Raw genomic sequence first — 15,897 nt, forward strand, 5'->3', positions numbered from 1 at the left:
CCATCAGCGTAGCATGGGATGATAATAGCAGGTGACAATTGGTTCGTTAGGCCGTTACTGAAGCGTAATGTAGAATGAATGCTCATTTGGTGTTTCAGGGAACGCTCAGTCATCACACTTGCTCATATCACCTAGAATAGTTCTGCTAAACAGCGTTAAAACCTGATAGGAACATACCTTAAGGGATGCTACCTTAGCATCTCTAAGACCTGACCGTAACGGGCCTGTCAAAAGCAAAGCCCCATCAGTTTTTTAAAGCTGCTTAAGCTTTTACAGGCTGAAGTTTCCTGATGATACTGACCACCTCTTCGCGGCTTTTGTGGAGCCTGGATTCGATTCTTTTGAGCAGGTCGTTTTCTTTACCTGTTTCAAATTTCAAATCTGAATCGGTAAGCTGATCATACTTCGCCTTCATTTGTTTGGATAGATTTTTCCAATCGCCCGTCATTTTGAAGGGTTCTTGTTTTTTCTCGCCCTTAACCGTTTCTTTTGAATGTTGCATAATCTTTTCCTTTTAGTGTTGCAGATAAACCTCAACAACAATGCAAAGGTGGGAGTATCTCAAGCCTAAAGCGTTATGCATATCCGGATTTCAGTTACATGTATCACACGTTTCGAGAAAGTGATCAGAGGTCTTCCAGGTTTTTTTTGCGCCGCTGCCCCAGCTTTTTGTAGAAGGTAGGGCTAAGCCCGGTCACTTTTTTGAACTGATTAGACAAATGGGCCACACTGCTGTAATGTAACCGGTAGGAAATTTCAGTGATGTTGAGTTCGTCATACAGCAAAAGCTCTTTTACCTTTTCAATTTTGTGCTTGATAATGTACTGCTGAATGGTGATGCCTTTGACCTCAGAAAAAGTGTTAGCCAGATAGGTATAATTATAGCCTAGCTTATCGCTTATATATTCAGAATAGTTTACTCTTGGAACTTCATCGGCATAGTGGATCATTTCTACAATGACACTCTTGATTTTCTCAATCAGGATACTTTTCTTGTCATCCAACAGTTCCAACCCTGATTTACGCAAATTTTCATTCAGCTGACGCTTCTGCTCTTCTGTAATGTCCTCTAATATTTCAACCATGCCCAAAGTAACGATAACGTAGTGCAAGCCTAGCTTCTTCAGTTCTTCCCTGACCACCATTTTGCACCGTAGACTGACCATGTACTTGATATATAGCTTCATAACATGGGCTTTAAACCTTTCCTTAATAATGCTTAAAGGGTATCATTAAATCGAGCTATTACCCCCTCGTTTGCCTGAAGCATATCTGACGGATCAAATTAGCCACAAGGGTTGAAAGGGGTTCAAAAATGATTGACTTGCGATAGGAAGAAATGGCAACCGTATTGCTGCGGTATTGTGCTTTATAAAGCTGGGAACAATGAGAAATCATGGCACTGCCCCAGATACAGAAAGGATTGATTATGGCAGCCCAGGCACTGTTTTTGATTCTATCAAACCGAGTAGAACCCTAAAGCAGAAACCCTAATAGCTACAACTGTTAATTTAAACAAAAATGCCCAATAAAGCAAGGGTAATGGCTCTGAGCATATATTTATGAGTGGTTTATGGTTCTGACTAAGAGCATGTTTGCTGTGGCTAGACCGAGTTACTTGCTAGTTTTTTTAGCTCTAAACCTATTGCTGATGCTGAGCCTTACACCGTCAGGCAATTCCGGCTCAACCCACTAGTCCAAAACAATCCCCTAACCCTCTGAACAGCCGACAAACCGACCGCCATCGTTCATAAGTCTTTGACCTTCAGTATTAAGATTGCTTGCAAACCTGCTATTGCCAATAACCTTGCATTTTTTTGCTACTGCCAACCGCTAATCACAGCGCCCATGAGCATTAGGGTCAGCGCCCAGTAGCCGGCGTGGATCCAGATGTACTTCCAGGGGCGGCGCTCGAACTGCGCGACGATGGCGATGACAGGGAAAGCGAACGTAATACCGGTCATCAAGCCGTGGAAAGCGCCGTGCTTAAAGGTGCGGAAGTTGTCCCCGTAAGCCGCCATAAACTCCCCGATGTACCGCATAATTTCTGAGCCCTCCTCACCGAAGCCCGGTTCATTGACCAGGATGGAATACAGGTGCCCCTGATGCACGACCAGGAAGCTCAGGGTAAGCGATACCATGAGGCCAAAGACATACGTCAGCCCGAAGATGACCAGCATATTGCCACTCTGCACTTGTTCTTCTGTGACGCCACTCGCCTGCATCCAGGCTTTGCCCAGTACTCTGGGGTTGTACCAAATCGCGCCAATAACCAGCGGTATGAGCGCACTTACGGCGATTGCAATCCAGTTTATTTCCATGGTGATAAGGTTTTAGTTACCCTAAAGTAAGCAAAAGGAAAAAATCCCTTCATTTTTTTTGAAAAAAGCCGGCCTCTTGCGAACTATTTCAGCGTGCAAACATTTAATGTTTAAACACCAAAATTAATCAATTATGACTTACAAGGAAAAAGCACAGGATATTTACAACATGCTCGGACAGGGCAAATTAATGGACGCTTTTGAGAAGTACTACGCAGAGGGCGTCATCATGGAAGAGCCAACGGGCAAGCGTACCGGCAAGGCTGCCTGCCGTGAATACGAGGAGCAGTTCCTCAACAACGTACAGGAGTTTCATGACTTGAAGGTACACAGCTTAACTTCAGACGAAGAAAACGGGATCACGACAGTTGAAAACATGATGGAAGTGACCTTCAAGGATGGCAACCGCGTTCAGATGGAGCAGGTGGCTGTACAGAAGTGGGAAGGTGACCAGATCGTGCACGAGCGTTTTTATTACAACGCTGGATAATTTTAAGCTATACCGACGACGAAGTGGTATGGACCTTGCCCAAACCACTTCGCGTCATGTATAGACGCAAAGGTAATGTTTTGGGTGGCTGCCTGCAGTGATGTGGGAGGCCATTATTCTATCTGGCTTTCCTGTTTTTACCTGGATTATTGCCATCCCTCTTCGTTGGCGTAAGTCTCATAGCTTACGGGAGCTGTATAATCAAATGCAATTCTATTTTTAGTTTCGTAAGCCAGGGACGATAAGGAAAGTAAAGGCTCAAAATCTTCTTCCGGGTCAATCTGCGAGGGCGATTCCAAAACACTAAGAAAAAATGCCTGCCCCCTGGCGACTACTGCCGCTCGAACGTATAAAAACCCATCTTCGGAAATCCGGCTGTTTGGATAAGCAGCTTCAGCATGCGCTCTGGTATCCAATAAAAACAATTTCTCTGCCAGATAGTCCTCAAACAAATAGATATCACTATTTGGTCGTTGTGCCAGAGCAGCCACCGCTGGCTTAAGTACCTCACCCCTGGTTTTGGCATTCCAATCAAGCATATCGATAATTGACCAGAAGTGCTCTTCTTTAAATGCAGGGGTACTGTCCATATCAACCACCTGAATGTACAGCCTGGCATGGCTGGGGTGTTTCTCCTTCAGCTCTTTCAGGAAGTGCTCGTCTACTTCAGATAGTGGGACACTTATTTTGGTTGTCATTGATCCGGAATTGATACCTTAATATACGCAAATAAAACCACTCGTTCAAGCAAAACGTTCTGCCTGGCTTTTCTGCAGAAGCGGCTTACGCCCAAATAAAGCAGCACCCAGGCAGTGGCTTCTCTAGAAGCCTTGAATAACTTTGCCTTAGGAGGGCAAATCATTGTTTCACCAAATAAACCCCACTCAAAATCAACCCCATACCCACAAAGTGAATCACAGAAATGACTTCTCCGTCCAGAAAGCCCCAGGAGACCGCCACCATAGGCACCAGATAGCTGATCATGGAGGCGAATACCGGAGTGGTACGCTTGATGAGCTGAAAGAAAATCAGGGAGGCGAGCACGGTGCCCATGATGCTGAGCAGTGCAACGTAGCCTAACGCTTCCCAGGCACCGGCGGTGCTTTCCAGCTTGGGTAGCACATCGGTCTGAAACAGATAGGCAAAAGCCGGTATGCCCACAATGGTAAAAGAAGTGGCACTGATGATGAGCGACTTCATCTCCTTCAGGTACTTCGCAATGGTATTGGAATTGATGGCGTAGCAGATGCAGCCGACGATCACCAGCAGCCCGTACCAGGGGTTGCCCTCCATGCCCGCCTCCCGGCTGAACAGGATGAGCGTAGCCGCTCCTGCCAGTCCGATGAGCACCCCCAACAGCTTAAGCCAGCGCGCCTTTGCCCCGAATAGCAGCACACCCAGTACCAACGTAAACAAAGGCACCAAAGAGTTGAGCACGCCCGCCATGGAACTGCTGATCTCTGTCTGAGCAATCGCGAACATAAAAGCCGGGATAGCCGTACCTGTGAGTCCCACAATGACCAGAAATGGCCAGCGCGACCAGTCTACTTTCCGGAACTGATAAAGCAGGAAGGGCAGAAAGCACAAGGCCGAGATCGCCAGGCGCAGGCAGGCTACCTCCGTGCTGGAGTAGACCACCAGCCCCTTTTTGATGAGGATATAAGAACTGCCCCAAATCAGGCTCAGGGTAACGAGGATAACCCAGCTCATCAGGTCCGGCTGGCTGTCCTGTTCAACTTCTGCTTTGGGTGGAGTGGATGTTGCGTTCAAAATTTACGATCTTTGTTTTCTGATGCAGACCACTAAAAAACCAGAGCAAGGATCAAAAGTTGTAACGATGGAGGAGGAACCGCTCAAGGAAGACATGCCTACCCGCCTGCAGCACCTCAGGCAGCGGGCGAAAAGCGATAAGCGGGCGAATAAAAAGTATTTCCAAAAGCTCAAAAAAAAGCCGCCCCGGCAGTTGGACGCCACCGTTGCCCAGCTGCACGATGAGGTGTTTGAAGAGACCGACTGCCTGCAATGCGCCAACTGCTGCAAGTCAGCCAGCCCCATATTCCGCGACCGCGATATTGAGCGCATCGCCAGCCATTTGAAAATGCGCCCTGCCGAATTCGTGAGCCAGTACCTGCACCTGGATGACGAAGGCGACTACGTCCTCAACGAAACGCCCTGCCCCTTCCTCGGCAGCGACAACTACTGCTCCATCTACGAGTACCGCCCCAAAGCCTGCGCCGAGTACCCACACACCAACCACAAGGGCTTCCACCAGATTCTGGATTTGACGCTGAAGAATACGACGATCTGCCCCGCAGCTTATGAGGTGGTAAAGCGGTTGAGGGAGGCGCTGCCGGGATAACACGTTTTTCGGAAAAACAGGCGACCCTGCCCGCCCAAGCTATCTACGATTGTTTCTGGGGACCTGGAGCCTGCGCAGCTGAGTTGGCAAAGCGGTTAGAGGCACCGCCTGCCAATCACGGCCATCATTGAGCACCGCCACACCATGACCAAAGTAGGCCACCCGGCGAAGTTTTCGGCCAGTGCGCTGAAAAGTGTATCGACCTAACAATTGCCCCTTATGCCGGTCAATTTCATAAAGCACCTGGTCAGATCCTCCAATCAGGTAAGTGGCCTCAGGGGTATGGAAAACCCGGCTCGGCGTACCGGCTGTAGGCAATGACCACTGCAACTTCCCGGTGGAGGCAGCAATCGTGTACAATTTTTCATCTTCACAGGCCAGAAAAAGGTTTTCACCATGCAAGGTCAGGCGTGAAGTGAGCAACCCATGCGGCAAGGTTACCCTCCATACTATTTTCTCATTTGCCAAATCAAAGGAGACGACATCCTGGCTGGCTACCCACCAGGAATGCTTCCCGGCGACAACCGGTGGCAAACCAGGCCCTCTGCCTTGTTCATTATCCGGATAAATGGTATGGCGCACTGCCGCGGCTGGTTGTCCTCTCTTCCAAATCAACAGATAGCTTTCGGTAAGCCCCCGGGGCTCATAATCGATCACCGGGCTGACCAAGCCACTATCACACCCGTCAAAAAAAGGCACTGGCGACCGCATAAGGCAGCGGGAAGCCTTACTTACCGGGCTCACGAGCAACAGGCTATCCCTGCCGGAATCCAGGTCAAAGCGTATCCACTCAAAGGCGGTGTCAGTCGGTGCAGCATAAGAACGGTATACGAATTGACCATCCCCGAATACGTGAGAGTCCCCTGGCCTGCTGCGCCGGCTTTGCCATAATATTTCCCCGGTTTTGGGTGACAGGCAAATCAGTTCCCGCCCGACCGGAAGTACCAGGTAGCGCTCGTCCATGTAAGGCTGAAAGTTGTAGTAGACCTGGTTGAAGCAGGAGTCAGAAAGCGACCAGACCTCTTCGCCGCTGCGCAAATCAATCGCCTTAATGCAGGGCCCCGAGTCGCAACTTGACGACAGGATGAGCAACTGCTCCCAATTCAAAGGGTAAAACTCAAAATGACCGGAACAGGGGACCACCCAGCTTTCCTGCAAGGCGGAGGAACAGCCTGACAAGCTTATCAGCAACCCCCAAACTACAATCAGGTAGCGCATAAGTCAGATATCCAATCAAACATTATTGTTTAGGCACAGCAAAAGCAGGCCCTGCTGTTCCGTCGAAAAGTTCTTGTAAAGCATGATTCAGTGTCCCCTCAGAAGACTGGCCGGACAGGGCTGTTTCCTGAAAGTGGTTGTGCTCTTCCAAATGATAAACAAAGGCTGCGCCGTCCAGCATTTGCTCAGATTTGAGCAGCAGTCCATCGTTTTCTTCCGGCAGGTAGACTGTAACGGTTTGTGTAGGCGGATCGTCCATGCAATCCTCTACACAATTGCCAAAAACGGATAAGCCCGGAAAGCCGGTAAATTGCTCCTGACAGTACTGTATGCACAGCGCCTGAGAAGCTTCCGGTAGCAGGGGTACCTCTTCAGTACCTACCTCTACAGTGCCATACTTAATCAGCCCAAACTGCCATTCGGAAGCCAGCAATTGATGAGACAGCTCACAGCGCAGTATCCGCGCCAGCTCCTGATCGGCCTCCCGCTGTGCCTCAATATCTTCAATGATTGCGCTTCTTTCTGCCACTACCCAGTCTCCAAATGCGGAAAGTACCGTACCCGGAGAGGGGGTTCCACCTCCGGCGAATTCTCCTACAATCTCACCAAATGCGCTCAGCGCCCTACCGAAGAAACCGCTTACCGTACTTATTAGCCCCAATATTTCCAGGTCTGTCTCATAGTCTTTTCTTGCCCTTTCCATGGCCTCTGCAGCACAAGTTGTGATAGGGGTGCTCCACGGATTATTCGATGTGCGGGAGTCCATAAGGCTCATTAATGACAGCTCCTCCACACTGCCCCACAGTATGGCAAATGGGATTTCAGGGGGTGGTGGGTTATCATTTAAATAAGTAATTTGCGAGCTTTCATTCGCCATTTGATCGAATACATCAATACTAGTAGTGGAGAGGGCGTTGATCCAGGTTTCAAAAATACCTAAAGCATTGCAGTCGTCACAATCTTGCATGGCCTGGACAGATTGAGCATTTTCAAGTATCAACTGAGCAGAAGTCTTGTCTACAGGGTTATCAGCGTCCGTTGCCAACTTAACTGCTGAAGAGCCCTGATTGGGTACCCCGTCAAGAATCATGGCAGACAAGCTATTGTCCCGGTTAGCCAATTCCCGCAATACCAGTCCGCCGAAGTCGTGCGCAATACCGAGCACATTACTCCTATTGTCCAGCATAGGCTCCATCTGCATAGCAGCGGTCGGGCTTGTTGGCATATCAGAGTCCCTGACGCCTAAGATTACATCGTATTCCTGGCTACCAGACGAATTTGTGGAAACCAGGTCTACAAAATCATAATTGTAAAAGTCGCGCATAGAGTTTGGGGTGCCTTGCCATCCCTTCGATGTAGTAGTTCTTACGCCATCCAGCCAAATCGTATTGCGCTGCCCCAGCGCCCAACCCGGCAAGAGCAGCAGCGTTAAGGCAAAAGTATTGAGTAGTTTGTTGTTCTTCATGATTACAGATTTTTCTCCAATTCAAAATTGCGAAATTGGGCGGTCTTCCAAACGCCCATGCGTACGCCATTCCGTGGGGCATCGTAGAAAGTGACAAAACGGTGAGCGGTAAGCACAGCCGGCTCCCCCGGCTCGAAGACATATTCAGACAGGGTTTCTAACTGTCCTTCCGCATCATAATGTGCCCGTGCGCGAATGCGCTGCTGTGTTTTGTCCAGGTAAAAGACCGTCCGGCGGGCATCCTCAAACTCGTGGGCCAGCTCGACAATATTGTTATCCTGACTATTGACAGATACGTCGAAACCTGCCTCGTCAAACCCCTCTATCATATAGTCAAATTCCTCCCCCGAAAGCATGGTGCCTTCGGATAACTCATCCGCTATGCGTTGGAAATACATAGCGGTCTCAGCCCCCTGGAAGCAATGGCTTATGATCTCGCCCTCAGCGTTGAATGATGTGCTCGCCCCCCCTTCAATTACTATGCGCTGCGGTCGGTACTTTTTGGGCATAACCGGGCCGCCAATGCGAGGTTCAGGGTAGCGGGGCATGCCTTCCAGATCCATCCGCTGAATCTCTCCGTCTATAGTGCCATCTCTGTTTATAAACTGCTTTACACGGCTGCCTTCCACAATGGGAGAAGCCAGTGCCCGCTCGCCCGGGCTGAGCAATTCGGCATCGTCCGGGTTTTCAGGGATAAGAAAGGTAGAAACAATTACATCATAGCTTATTGCTATCGCGGCTGACTCAGGCAGCTCTGTACCTGTTTTTTTGCTGTCAGCTCCACCACTAAGGTGATCCTTTTGACAGCTTACTGCAATGCCAAGCAGAAAGGCGAGCACCAGCAGATGAGCTGTTCTCCTGCTATATTTTGAAAAATACATATATCCAAAGGTATGGTTAAATACCGTACACAACTGTTAGAGAGGCACGCCTACGGTTCAATATTGCTTGGGCGTTAAATTGCCATGTAGCCTCTAAATCATTTAGAAATAAATTACGAAAATTCATTACACAAATATAAAAAGATAACTTGGGACAGTTTGGGACAGTTTGGGACAGGTTAAAGTCTATCGATCTCCGCACAACTCTGCTCTAGGCAGGTTTCCTGAGAGGAGGGGGGCCAAGCACTTCATAAATCCGCTTTAAGTCATCATGTTTAACCAAGCCTGGTGCCAGCACTATACCCGCCTTATTCAGCCACCTGTACAAGGTCTTTCGGCTAATACCGTACTCTTCTGCAATTTGCTTTCTCGTCTTGGGTGGAAATATGGTGGGTTCTGGTTTCATAAATACAGGTCTTTAAGCGTCTTTATTCCTAAATATAAAACAAAAATCTGATTTCCCAAGCATTACATCACCGCTAGCGACCATAACTCACCCTTTGAAAGGAAGGCGACTACGTCCTCACTGGACCGCCTCATTATTGATAATAAGGCTACATCTGACAGCCAGTAACTGCATCTAAGCAGGTGCATATACCAGTGCAAAGCTTTACTCACAAGCTACCAGCTCTTTTTGCTTTAGCATTTCAGATAGGGTTTCACCCTGCACAACCTCTGAGTCGATCGCTAAGTCTTTGACGAATTGAAGCAAATCCACCTTTGTCTGCCTGCACAGCTCATTTGTGCGGAGCATAATGGCTATTGACTTAGCGATTAGGTTTGGTGGCAGGTTGCCCTTTTGTATTTCTTGCTGTAGCAACCGCTTGATTTTCCTATCAAAGAAAATTGTTACATCTGACTGAGCAATGTGAATGAATGTGATGGTGATTGCACGCTGCATACAGGAATCTGGTGCTGGTTGTTTTACATTTATTTGAGGGAAGCCCTCTTTGGAAGCATACTCCATGATTTCAAAGAAATTATTCCTGAAAACCTCATGACGCTTTGCTTTGTCCGACAAGTAATTGGCATCTGACTTGTCGTAATTCACATGGGCCTGATCGTTGCTTAACATTTGGCAATAATTGGGCGGCTGGAGTTCTGCCATATTGCAACGACATAGGAGTAACAGCGAAAAAGCAGCAATACAATTCATCTTAGCAACCTTCATCATGCGCATTTCCTTTACAGCGTTGTAAAATAGCCTGTTTTTCCTGCTATACCACCCGTGCCTTGGATTCAATTCTTAGGAAAGGTACCCCATTTATTCTAAATCAAATCTTTCCAGGTACTCGCTCAAAGGTTCCAACCCTATTTCTAACCTCCTGTAATCAACAGAGTCGGGATTTTCAATAGGGTGCAGTTCGCCATTTACAATTTGACTGCCATATACCTGTTTATAGTCGTTGAAAACCAGTAACCGGTCGGTCACTAAAACCAATCTTTCAGGGTGCAGATCACCGGATTGGACTAACCCTTCAATGTACCGGTAATAATAAGCCATCTGTTCCTTCTCATTATGCTGTATGAATGCCCAAAATACCTTGACACTTCTTTCTCCATGTTCCTCTAAAGTTGGAAGGCCACAGTCTTTCTCTATGGACGCTATTATTAATCTCCGGAAGTCAAAAAAATCTAATGTGTCAGGAGGAGTTGTATCGAGAAGGTTCTTGATCTCTTCAGTCTCCAGCCTGTAGAGATCGTCAATGATAAACTCTAAACTATCACAATTAATAGAAACAAGGGGGACCTTGTCGCTAGGATGGTACCCAATGTTTTTAATCAGAATGGCTAAAATATTATCCTCATACGTTGCGGGCCGAATTACAACTCTTCGAATGTTATAGCTCCCATCCGCATAGTAGTCAGCAGCCCACTCCCCTCTTTTAAAGCGCTCTAGTTCGCTAGCAGTGGCTTTGCCGTGATCGGTTGTCTCGAATGCTGCATCATCTAATGACCAGCGTTGATTTTCCTTCAGCTCTAAGATTTCATCTCTCGATAGCTTCCTTAAAGGTTCTTTAATATTATTCCCTGAACAGCCGGCCAGGGATAGGCCTACAAGAAGGGTAAAGAAGTAAATAAGACGGATTGCGGTGTTTAAATTTGGATACATAGGTTTATGTTTTACTACACGATATTCATTATCCGGATCATAGCAGCATGGCATTTCATATTTTGGTGTTAAAGCGGACATCCACTTTGGCTTCCCCCAGATTCTGGATTCGACGCAAGTCTACACTATTACCTGGTTTCCAGGTTTCTGGTTCTTTGATTGTATACCTCTAGTTGCCCCTCCGAAAGATGTATTTCGATTTCTTTCAGGTACTTTTTCCTTACGCTGATGTCCACTTGATGATGAAGTACAAGCCAGACAACATCGACCAGTTCATGGCCAACTTGATGGGTTCCTGGATATCCGTGATGCGTTAGGACAGTGTCAATTCTGAGCAGGTTAATCGAGTCTAGCCGGGATTGCAGGCTCCACATTTGCTCACGGTCTTTTTCTGAGAAATCCAGCCTTTGATCTCCAAGCTGAGCCCGGTATTTCTGATCGTCCTCCAGGGCTTGCGACAGTATTTCTATCAGATCAGGGATCAGTAATGAGGAGTCTAGTTTAGGGCGGCTATTTCGGTAGGTTTCTTCTTCAAGTTTTTCTTTTTGATCGAATTTTTCATAAGCTTCTTCGCCAAGCATTTTAAGACAAAGGTTAAAAACCTCGTAAAACCGGGCAGTATCCGCTTTGTAAGGGTTTTGATAAAAACCATGATTTACCGCCATTCTGTTCATATCGAAGATGGACTCACAATGGTTTACATTGTTTTGCACTGCATTTTTGAGGTGTTTGTAAACAAGTTCATTCGGAGCCTTCAGGTTAGACAATTGAAATGCTACCTGAAAGTCATCCCCCTCTTCATACGCCTGTAGCAGCTTCACTTTAAATTCTTCACAGGATGAGACACTAAGTGCTTCCGGACAATTAGGGATGTATGGTTTAGGTGGGCTACAACCTACTAACAGGATGCAGAGGAGGCAGGAACGAGTACGATTTAGTGCATTGAATTTCAGCTTCATAAAAAGGTCTTGAAATCATTTCCTAATGAGGCAGACAAATGTCTCCAAATCAAGTTCTCGTTAAATATCCCCTTTTTTCTCACCATTGTATAATAACTACCCCAACAAAGTATCAACCGCAGCAGCCACCGGAACAGCAGGGTCCGTTTTCAATTTGGCGCCCTGGAAAACCTCAACAATATGCCCGGTTTGATCTACCACTATGGTACTTGGATAGCCCAATATCATCCTTAAGCGATCTTTGATGATTGCTTCAGCATCGGGCACTTGGTTGAAGTGAAAGGGTTTTAAGTCCAGCACTTTTTGCGCTTCTGCTTTGGCATCCCTCGTCAGGGCTATAAAGTTGACTTCCTCATCTCCATACTTGGCTACTAACTGATTGAGTTGAGGGATTTCTGCAACGCAGGGGGCGCATTCCTTGAACCAGAAGTTGATCACCGTCACCTTCCCTCTCAAACGGGAGGCACTAACCTTCCTGCCATCGATATCGACTGCCTCAAAATCAGATAATGGGGCACCAATCAGGCATTTCACATCGAACCCTGAATAAACTACACCTGTTTCGCCGGTTCCAACGACTTCGAATGTACTGGTTTGTACGTCTTGCATGCAGGCTTCAAGGTGGTCATTGTAGGTATCATTGCGCTGACAGGAATGGAACGATAATTTCAGCAGGAGGGCTGTAATTAAGCAGGATAAGTGCAGGTAGTGCCTGAACGTAATAACCCTGATTTGCATCATTATTCATTTTAGACGAAAAAATTAACTTTCCTTAAGACACCTTAACCAAAGTCACTCCACCCCCCAATCCACAATCCCCTTCTGCTCAGTAGAAAAACTGACGCCCACGCCAATCTTCTCCTTTGGGCTGTCCTTGTAGGCCGATAGATAGCCTTTCTCCCGGATTTGCCGCAGGGCTTCCGCCACCGGCCGGTCGAGCTTGAACTCGAAGGCGTAGAGGTAGTCGGCGGTTTCCACAAGGGCATCGCAGCGGCCGCGGGCCGTGTGGACTTCGGAGCGGACATACACGCCCAGCAACCGGAAAATCAAATGGATGAGGGCATGGTAAAAGTGCTCATTCTCTTTTTGCCAGTGCTCGTAGGGGATTTCGGCGAAAGCCGCATTGAGGATGTCAATGGCTGATGGTAAGTCTTTCTGCTGCAAAGCACGCCTCAAATGGACAATCCGGGGCAGCGGGCTCTCTGATGGATGCCCCAGATAAGTAGCCAACAGCACCTGCTCCAGAGAAAAACGGACCTCTTTATTGGGGTGATCCAATGTGTACAGGTAGTCCTCTGGCTCGTAGTGGCGGATGGTCAGGTAGCCGGTTTGAAACAGTACACTGACAGGGTTGAGGTGACGGTAATCGAAGTTGCTCAGGTCACTTACTGCTGCTTCTATCCCTGAGACCTCGTAGAACTGCTTGTCGCGCATTTCTTTGACCAGAAACGTCGGTGTGCCCGTCTCAAACCAGTAGTTCTGGTACTGCCCGCTCTGTAAAAAGCGCAGGATGGAAAACGGGTTATACAGGCGCTCCTCCCCGCCCCAGCTGTAGCCGTTGTACCACTCGCGCACTTTGCTGCGGTCGTGGGCCTGCATGGGAGTTTCAAAAACCGTGTCCAGCTCTTCCTGTGTGATGCCCAGCAAGGTGTAGCCCTGAGGGGAAAGGGTAATGTTGGACAGGTTGTTCAGGTCCGAAAAAATACTCACTTTGCTGAAGGCGGACACCCCGGTCAGGAACAGAAACTCAATGTAAGGGTCAGCATCTTTGAGCACCGAGTAAAAATTCTTCAGGACATCCCGGTTCGCTTCTGCTTGCGGCGTATCGTCCAGATAATCAATGATCGGTTTGTCGTACTCGTCTATGAGCAGTACAGCTTTCTGCGATCGCCCCACCTCATACAGCAACTCCGAAAAACTGCTTTTCAGGGTATCTTCAGAAAGGCTCACCCCCAGCTCCTTCGCGATACGATGGACCTCGGCCAACAGCGCTGCCTCCAACCCTTTCATTTTATAATCTATTTGGGCAAACTTCAGCCAGATGACTGGCCGGGGCGCTGCCTGCCAATCCCAGTGTGCATGTATCCATAAATCCCGGAACAGTGTTTCCTGACCGGTATACAACTCGTACAATGTAGACAGCAGGAGCGACTTGCCGAAGCGGCGCGGCCGGGACAGAAAAAAATAATTCCCATGCCCCATCAGGTCGTAAATCTGCCGGGTCTTGTCCACGTACACATATCCCTCTTCGCGGATTTTGCGGAAGCTTTGTATGCCAATGGGGTACTTCATAGGGGCAAGATACAGCCTTTTGGAGTGGATACGCAAGGGGCGGCGACCAGAAGTGCGCCAAAGTCACCTCTTTTCACAGAGCGCCCGTTTGCTTTTTCTGGCACTTTATAATCCCAAAATGAGTGCGCTGACCCAATACTTTGTCTAACTTATCTCAATCTGAAGCTTAATCCACCTCCACCCCCCAATCCACAATCCCCTTCTGCTCCGTGGAAAAACTGACGCCCACGCCAACCTTTTCCTTTGGGCTGTCCGCATAAGCAGACAGGTAGCCCTTCTCCCGGATTTGCCGCAAGGCTTCCGCCACCGGCCGGTCGAGCTTGAACTCGAAGGCGTAAAGGTAATCGGCGGTTTCCACAAGGGCATCGCAACGGCCGCGGGCCGTGTGGACTTCAGAGCGGGTGTAAGCCCCCAAGAGGCTGAAGGTAAGGTGGATGAGCGCGTGGTAAAAGTGTTCATTCTCTTTTTGCCAGTGCTCGTAGGGGATTTCGGCGAAAGCTGCATTGAGGATGTCCACCACAGCCTCTAAATCTCGGTGGCGCAATGCTTGCAGGATATTAACGACCCTGGGCAGCGCACCCTGCGGCGGATAATCCATGTATTCGCTCATGAGGAGCTGTTCCAAAGAGGAGCGCACTTCACGGTTTGGGTAATCAAGGGTATAGATGAGCAGCTCAGGGTCGTAGTGGCGGATGGTCAAATAACCAGTCTGAAACAGTACGCTGATAGGGTTTAAGCGTGCATAATCAAAATTGACCAGGTCATTAATGGCGGTCTGAAAACCAGACATATTAAAGAAGCGGTGCTTGCGCATTTCCCGCACCAGAAACGTCGGCGTGCCCGTCTCAAACCAGTAGTTCTGGTACTGCCCGCTCTGTAAAAAGCGCAGGATGGAAAACGGGTTATACAGGCGCTCTTCCCCGCCCCAGCTGTAGCCGTTGTACCACTCGCGCACTTTGCTGCGGTCGTGGGCCTGCATCGGGGCTTCAAAAACCGTGTCCAGCTCTTCCTGTGTGATGCCCAGCAAGGTGTAGCCCTGAGGGGAAAGGGTAATGTTGGACAGGTTGTTCAGGTCCGAAAAAATACTCACTTTGCTGAAGGCGGACACCCCAGTCAGGAACAGAAACTCAATGTAAGGGTCAGCATCTTTGAGCACCGAGTAAAAATTCTTCAGGACATCCCGGTTCGCTTCTGCTTGCGGCGTGTCGTCCAGAAAATCAATGATGGGTTTGTCGTACTCGTCTATGAGCAGTACAACTTTCTGCGAGCGCCCCACCTCGTACAGCAACTCCGAAAAACTGCTTTTCAGAGTATCTTCAGAAAGGCTCACCCCCAGCTCCTTCGCGATACGATGGACCTCGGCCAACAGCGCTGCCTCCAACCCTTTCGTTTTATAATCTATTTGGGCAAACTTCAGCCAGATGACTGGCCGGGGCGCTGCCTGCCAATCCCAGTGTGCATGTATCCATAAATCCCGGAACAGTGTTTCCTGACCGGTATACAACTCGTACAATGTAGACAACAGGAGCGACTTGCCAAAGCGGCGCGGACGGGACAAAAAGAAGTACTTCCCCTCTGAAACCAGGTCGTGAATTTGCCTGGTCTTGTCCACGTATACATATCCGCCCTCGCGGATTTCTCTGAAACTCTGTATGCCGATGGGGTACTTCATGGAGGCAAGATACAGCCTTTTGGAGTGGATTCGCAAGGGTTGGCAACCAGAAGTACGCCAAAGTCGCCTCTTGTGGACAGCGCTTCCCCAAATCCTGGATTTAACGCTGAAGAATACAACGATCTGC

Annotated in this window: 17 protein-coding genes; 2 read left to right on the top strand and 15 right to left on the bottom strand. The window is 48.5% G+C overall.

What is annotated here, in order from left to right:
- Positions 1-262 precede the first annotated feature (262 nt).
- From ACO08I_RS11675 to ACO08I_RS11685, 3 genes are all read right to left on the bottom strand, one after another.
- Entirely contained in the window at positions 263-502 is a 240-nt protein-coding gene (locus tag ACO08I_RS11675) for a general stress protein CsbD (protein ID WP_282782481.1), read from the bottom strand.
- A 124-nt stretch (positions 503-626) separates the two neighbouring features.
- Entirely contained in the window at positions 627-1,187 is a 561-nt protein-coding gene (locus ACO08I_RS11680) for a helix-turn-helix domain-containing protein (protein ID WP_282782480.1), read from the bottom strand.
- 633 nt (positions 1,188-1,820) lie between these two features.
- Complete coding sequence (locus ACO08I_RS11685) at positions 1,821-2,321, bottom strand: DUF1761 domain-containing protein (RefSeq protein ID WP_421949392.1); 501 nt, start codon at positions 2,319-2,321, stop codon at positions 1,821-1,823.
- A 133-nt stretch (positions 2,322-2,454) separates the two neighbouring features.
- Between ACO08I_RS11685 and ACO08I_RS11690 the strand changes: the two genes are divergently transcribed.
- Positions 2,455-2,811: a nuclear transport factor 2 family protein gene (locus ACO08I_RS11690; protein ID WP_282784883.1), complete on the top strand. Its 357-nt coding sequence runs from the start codon at positions 2,455-2,457 to the stop codon at positions 2,809-2,811.
- Between the two features lie 146 nt (positions 2,812-2,957).
- Here ACO08I_RS11690 and ACO08I_RS11695 read toward each other — a convergent pair whose 3' ends face one another.
- Together ACO08I_RS11695 and ACO08I_RS11700 are read right to left on the bottom strand one after the other, a co-directional pair.
- Positions 2,958-3,509 carry a DUF4240 domain-containing protein gene (locus ACO08I_RS11695; protein ID WP_421949393.1) on the bottom strand — a complete coding sequence of 184 codons (552 nt, stop codon included), beginning with the start codon at positions 3,507-3,509 and terminating at the stop codon, positions 2,958-2,960.
- Positions 3,510-3,669: 160 nt separating this feature from the next.
- Positions 3,670-4,581 carry a DMT family transporter gene (locus ACO08I_RS11700; protein ID WP_421949394.1) on the bottom strand — a complete coding sequence of 304 codons (912 nt, stop codon included), beginning with the start codon at positions 4,579-4,581 and terminating at the stop codon, positions 3,670-3,672.
- Positions 4,582-4,675: 94 nt separating this feature from the next.
- Between ACO08I_RS11700 and ACO08I_RS11705 the strand changes: the two genes are divergently transcribed.
- Complete coding sequence (locus ACO08I_RS11705; RefSeq protein ID WP_421949718.1) at positions 4,676-5,170, top strand: YkgJ family cysteine cluster protein; 495 nt, start codon at positions 4,676-4,678, stop codon at positions 5,168-5,170.
- A 39-nt stretch (positions 5,171-5,209) separates the two neighbouring features.
- Here ACO08I_RS11705 and ACO08I_RS11710 read toward each other — a convergent pair whose 3' ends face one another.
- The 10 genes from ACO08I_RS11710 to ACO08I_RS11755 all read right to left on the bottom strand — a co-directional run bounded on the left by ACO08I_RS11710 (position 5,210) and on the right by ACO08I_RS11755 (position 15,770).
- On the bottom strand, positions 5,210-6,388 hold the full coding sequence (locus ACO08I_RS11710; protein WP_421949395.1) for a YncE family protein: 1,179 nt from the start codon (positions 6,386-6,388) through the stop codon (positions 5,210-5,212).
- Between the two features lie 22 nt (positions 6,389-6,410).
- Positions 6,411-7,853, bottom strand: coding sequence for a hypothetical protein (locus ACO08I_RS11715; protein WP_421949396.1), 1,443 nt, complete (start codon positions 7,851-7,853; stop codon positions 6,411-6,413).
- 2 nt (positions 7,854-7,855) lie between these two features.
- Entirely contained in the window at positions 7,856-8,734 is an 879-nt protein-coding gene (locus ACO08I_RS11720) for a hypothetical protein (RefSeq protein ID WP_421949397.1), read from the bottom strand.
- A 211-nt stretch (positions 8,735-8,945) separates the two neighbouring features.
- Entirely contained in the window at positions 8,946-9,140 is a 195-nt protein-coding gene (locus ACO08I_RS11725; RefSeq protein ID WP_421949398.1) for a helix-turn-helix domain-containing protein, read from the bottom strand.
- Between the two features lie 204 nt (positions 9,141-9,344).
- The gene (locus ACO08I_RS11730; protein ID WP_421949399.1) at positions 9,345-9,908 is read right to left on the bottom strand and encodes a hypothetical protein; all 564 of its coding nucleotides are present in this window, start codon (positions 9,906-9,908) and stop codon (positions 9,345-9,347) included.
- Between the two features lie 90 nt (positions 9,909-9,998).
- Positions 9,999-10,847, bottom strand: a complete 849-nt coding sequence (locus ACO08I_RS11735; protein WP_421949400.1) for a DUF6624 domain-containing protein — start codon at positions 10,845-10,847, stop codon at positions 9,999-10,001.
- 128 nt (positions 10,848-10,975) lie between these two features.
- On the bottom strand, positions 10,976-11,806 hold the full coding sequence (locus tag ACO08I_RS11740; protein WP_282781121.1) for a hypothetical protein: 831 nt from the start codon (positions 11,804-11,806) through the stop codon (positions 10,976-10,978).
- Between the two features lie 96 nt (positions 11,807-11,902).
- Positions 11,903-12,547, bottom strand: a complete 645-nt coding sequence (locus ACO08I_RS11745; protein WP_282781123.1) for a TlpA family protein disulfide reductase — start codon at positions 12,545-12,547, stop codon at positions 11,903-11,905.
- Positions 12,548-12,598: 51 nt separating this feature from the next.
- Positions 12,599-14,098 carry an AAA family ATPase gene (locus tag ACO08I_RS11750; RefSeq protein WP_421949401.1) on the bottom strand — a complete coding sequence of 500 codons (1,500 nt, stop codon included), beginning with the start codon at positions 14,096-14,098 and terminating at the stop codon, positions 12,599-12,601.
- Positions 14,099-14,264: 166 nt separating this feature from the next.
- A complete protein-coding gene (locus ACO08I_RS11755; RefSeq protein ID WP_421949402.1) occupies positions 14,265-15,770 on the bottom strand; it encodes an AAA family ATPase in 1,506 nt (501 codons plus the stop codon).
- Between the last annotated feature and the right edge of the window lie 127 nt (positions 15,771-15,897).

The organism is Phaeodactylibacter xiamenensis (assembly GCF_965229835.1).
GTDB classification, from domain to species: Bacteria; Bacteroidota; Bacteroidia; order Chitinophagales; family Saprospiraceae; genus Phaeodactylibacter; species Phaeodactylibacter xiamenensis.

Bases quoted from the DNA above. Each gene is read 5' to 3' on its own strand.
- ACO08I_RS11675 (WP_282782481.1), bottom strand. From the start codon at position 502: ATGCAACATTCAAAAGAAACGGTTAAGGGCGAGAAAAAACAAGAACCC.
- ACO08I_RS11680 (WP_282782480.1), bottom strand. From the start codon at position 1,187: ATGAAGCTATATATCAAGTACATGGTCAGTCTACGGTGCAAAATGGTG.
- ACO08I_RS11685 (WP_421949392.1), bottom strand. From the start codon at position 2,321: ATGGAAATAAACTGGATTGCAATCGCCGTAAGTGCGCTCATACCGCTG.
- ACO08I_RS11690 (WP_282784883.1), top strand. From the start codon at position 2,455: ATGACTTACAAGGAAAAAGCACAGGATATTTACAACATGCTCGGACAG.
- ACO08I_RS11695 (WP_421949393.1), bottom strand. From the start codon at position 3,509: ATGACAACCAAAATAAGTGTCCCACTATCTGAAGTAGACGAGCACTTC.
- ACO08I_RS11705 (WP_421949718.1), top strand. From the start codon at position 4,676: ATGCCTACCCGCCTGCAGCACCTCAGGCAGCGGGCGAAAAGCGATAAG.
- ACO08I_RS11710 (WP_421949395.1), bottom strand. From the start codon at position 6,388: ATGCGCTACCTGATTGTAGTTTGGGGGTTGCTGATAAGCTTGTCAGGC.
- ACO08I_RS11715 (WP_421949396.1), bottom strand. From the start codon at position 7,853: ATGAAGAACAACAAACTACTCAATACTTTTGCCTTAACGCTGCTGCTC.
- ACO08I_RS11720 (WP_421949397.1), bottom strand. From the start codon at position 8,734: ATGTATTTTTCAAAATATAGCAGGAGAACAGCTCATCTGCTGGTGCTC.
- ACO08I_RS11725 (WP_421949398.1), bottom strand. From the start codon at position 9,140: ATGAAACCAGAACCCACCATATTTCCACCCAAGACGAGAAAGCAAATT.
- ACO08I_RS11730 (WP_421949399.1), bottom strand. From the start codon at position 9,908: ATGATGAAGGTTGCTAAGATGAATTGTATTGCTGCTTTTTCGCTGTTA.
- ACO08I_RS11735 (WP_421949400.1), bottom strand. From the start codon at position 10,847: ATGTATCCAAATTTAAACACCGCAATCCGTCTTATTTACTTCTTTACC.
- ACO08I_RS11740 (WP_282781121.1), bottom strand. From the start codon at position 11,806: ATGAAGCTGAAATTCAATGCACTAAATCGTACTCGTTCCTGCCTCCTC.
- ACO08I_RS11745 (WP_282781123.1), bottom strand. From the start codon at position 12,547: ATGATGCAAATCAGGGTTATTACGTTCAGGCACTACCTGCACTTATCC.
- ACO08I_RS11750 (WP_421949401.1), bottom strand. From the start codon at position 14,098: ATGAAGTACCCCATTGGCATACAAAGCTTCCGCAAAATCCGCGAAGAG.
- ACO08I_RS11755 (WP_421949402.1), bottom strand. From the start codon at position 15,770: ATGAAGTACCCCATCGGCATACAGAGTTTCAGAGAAATCCGCGAGGGC.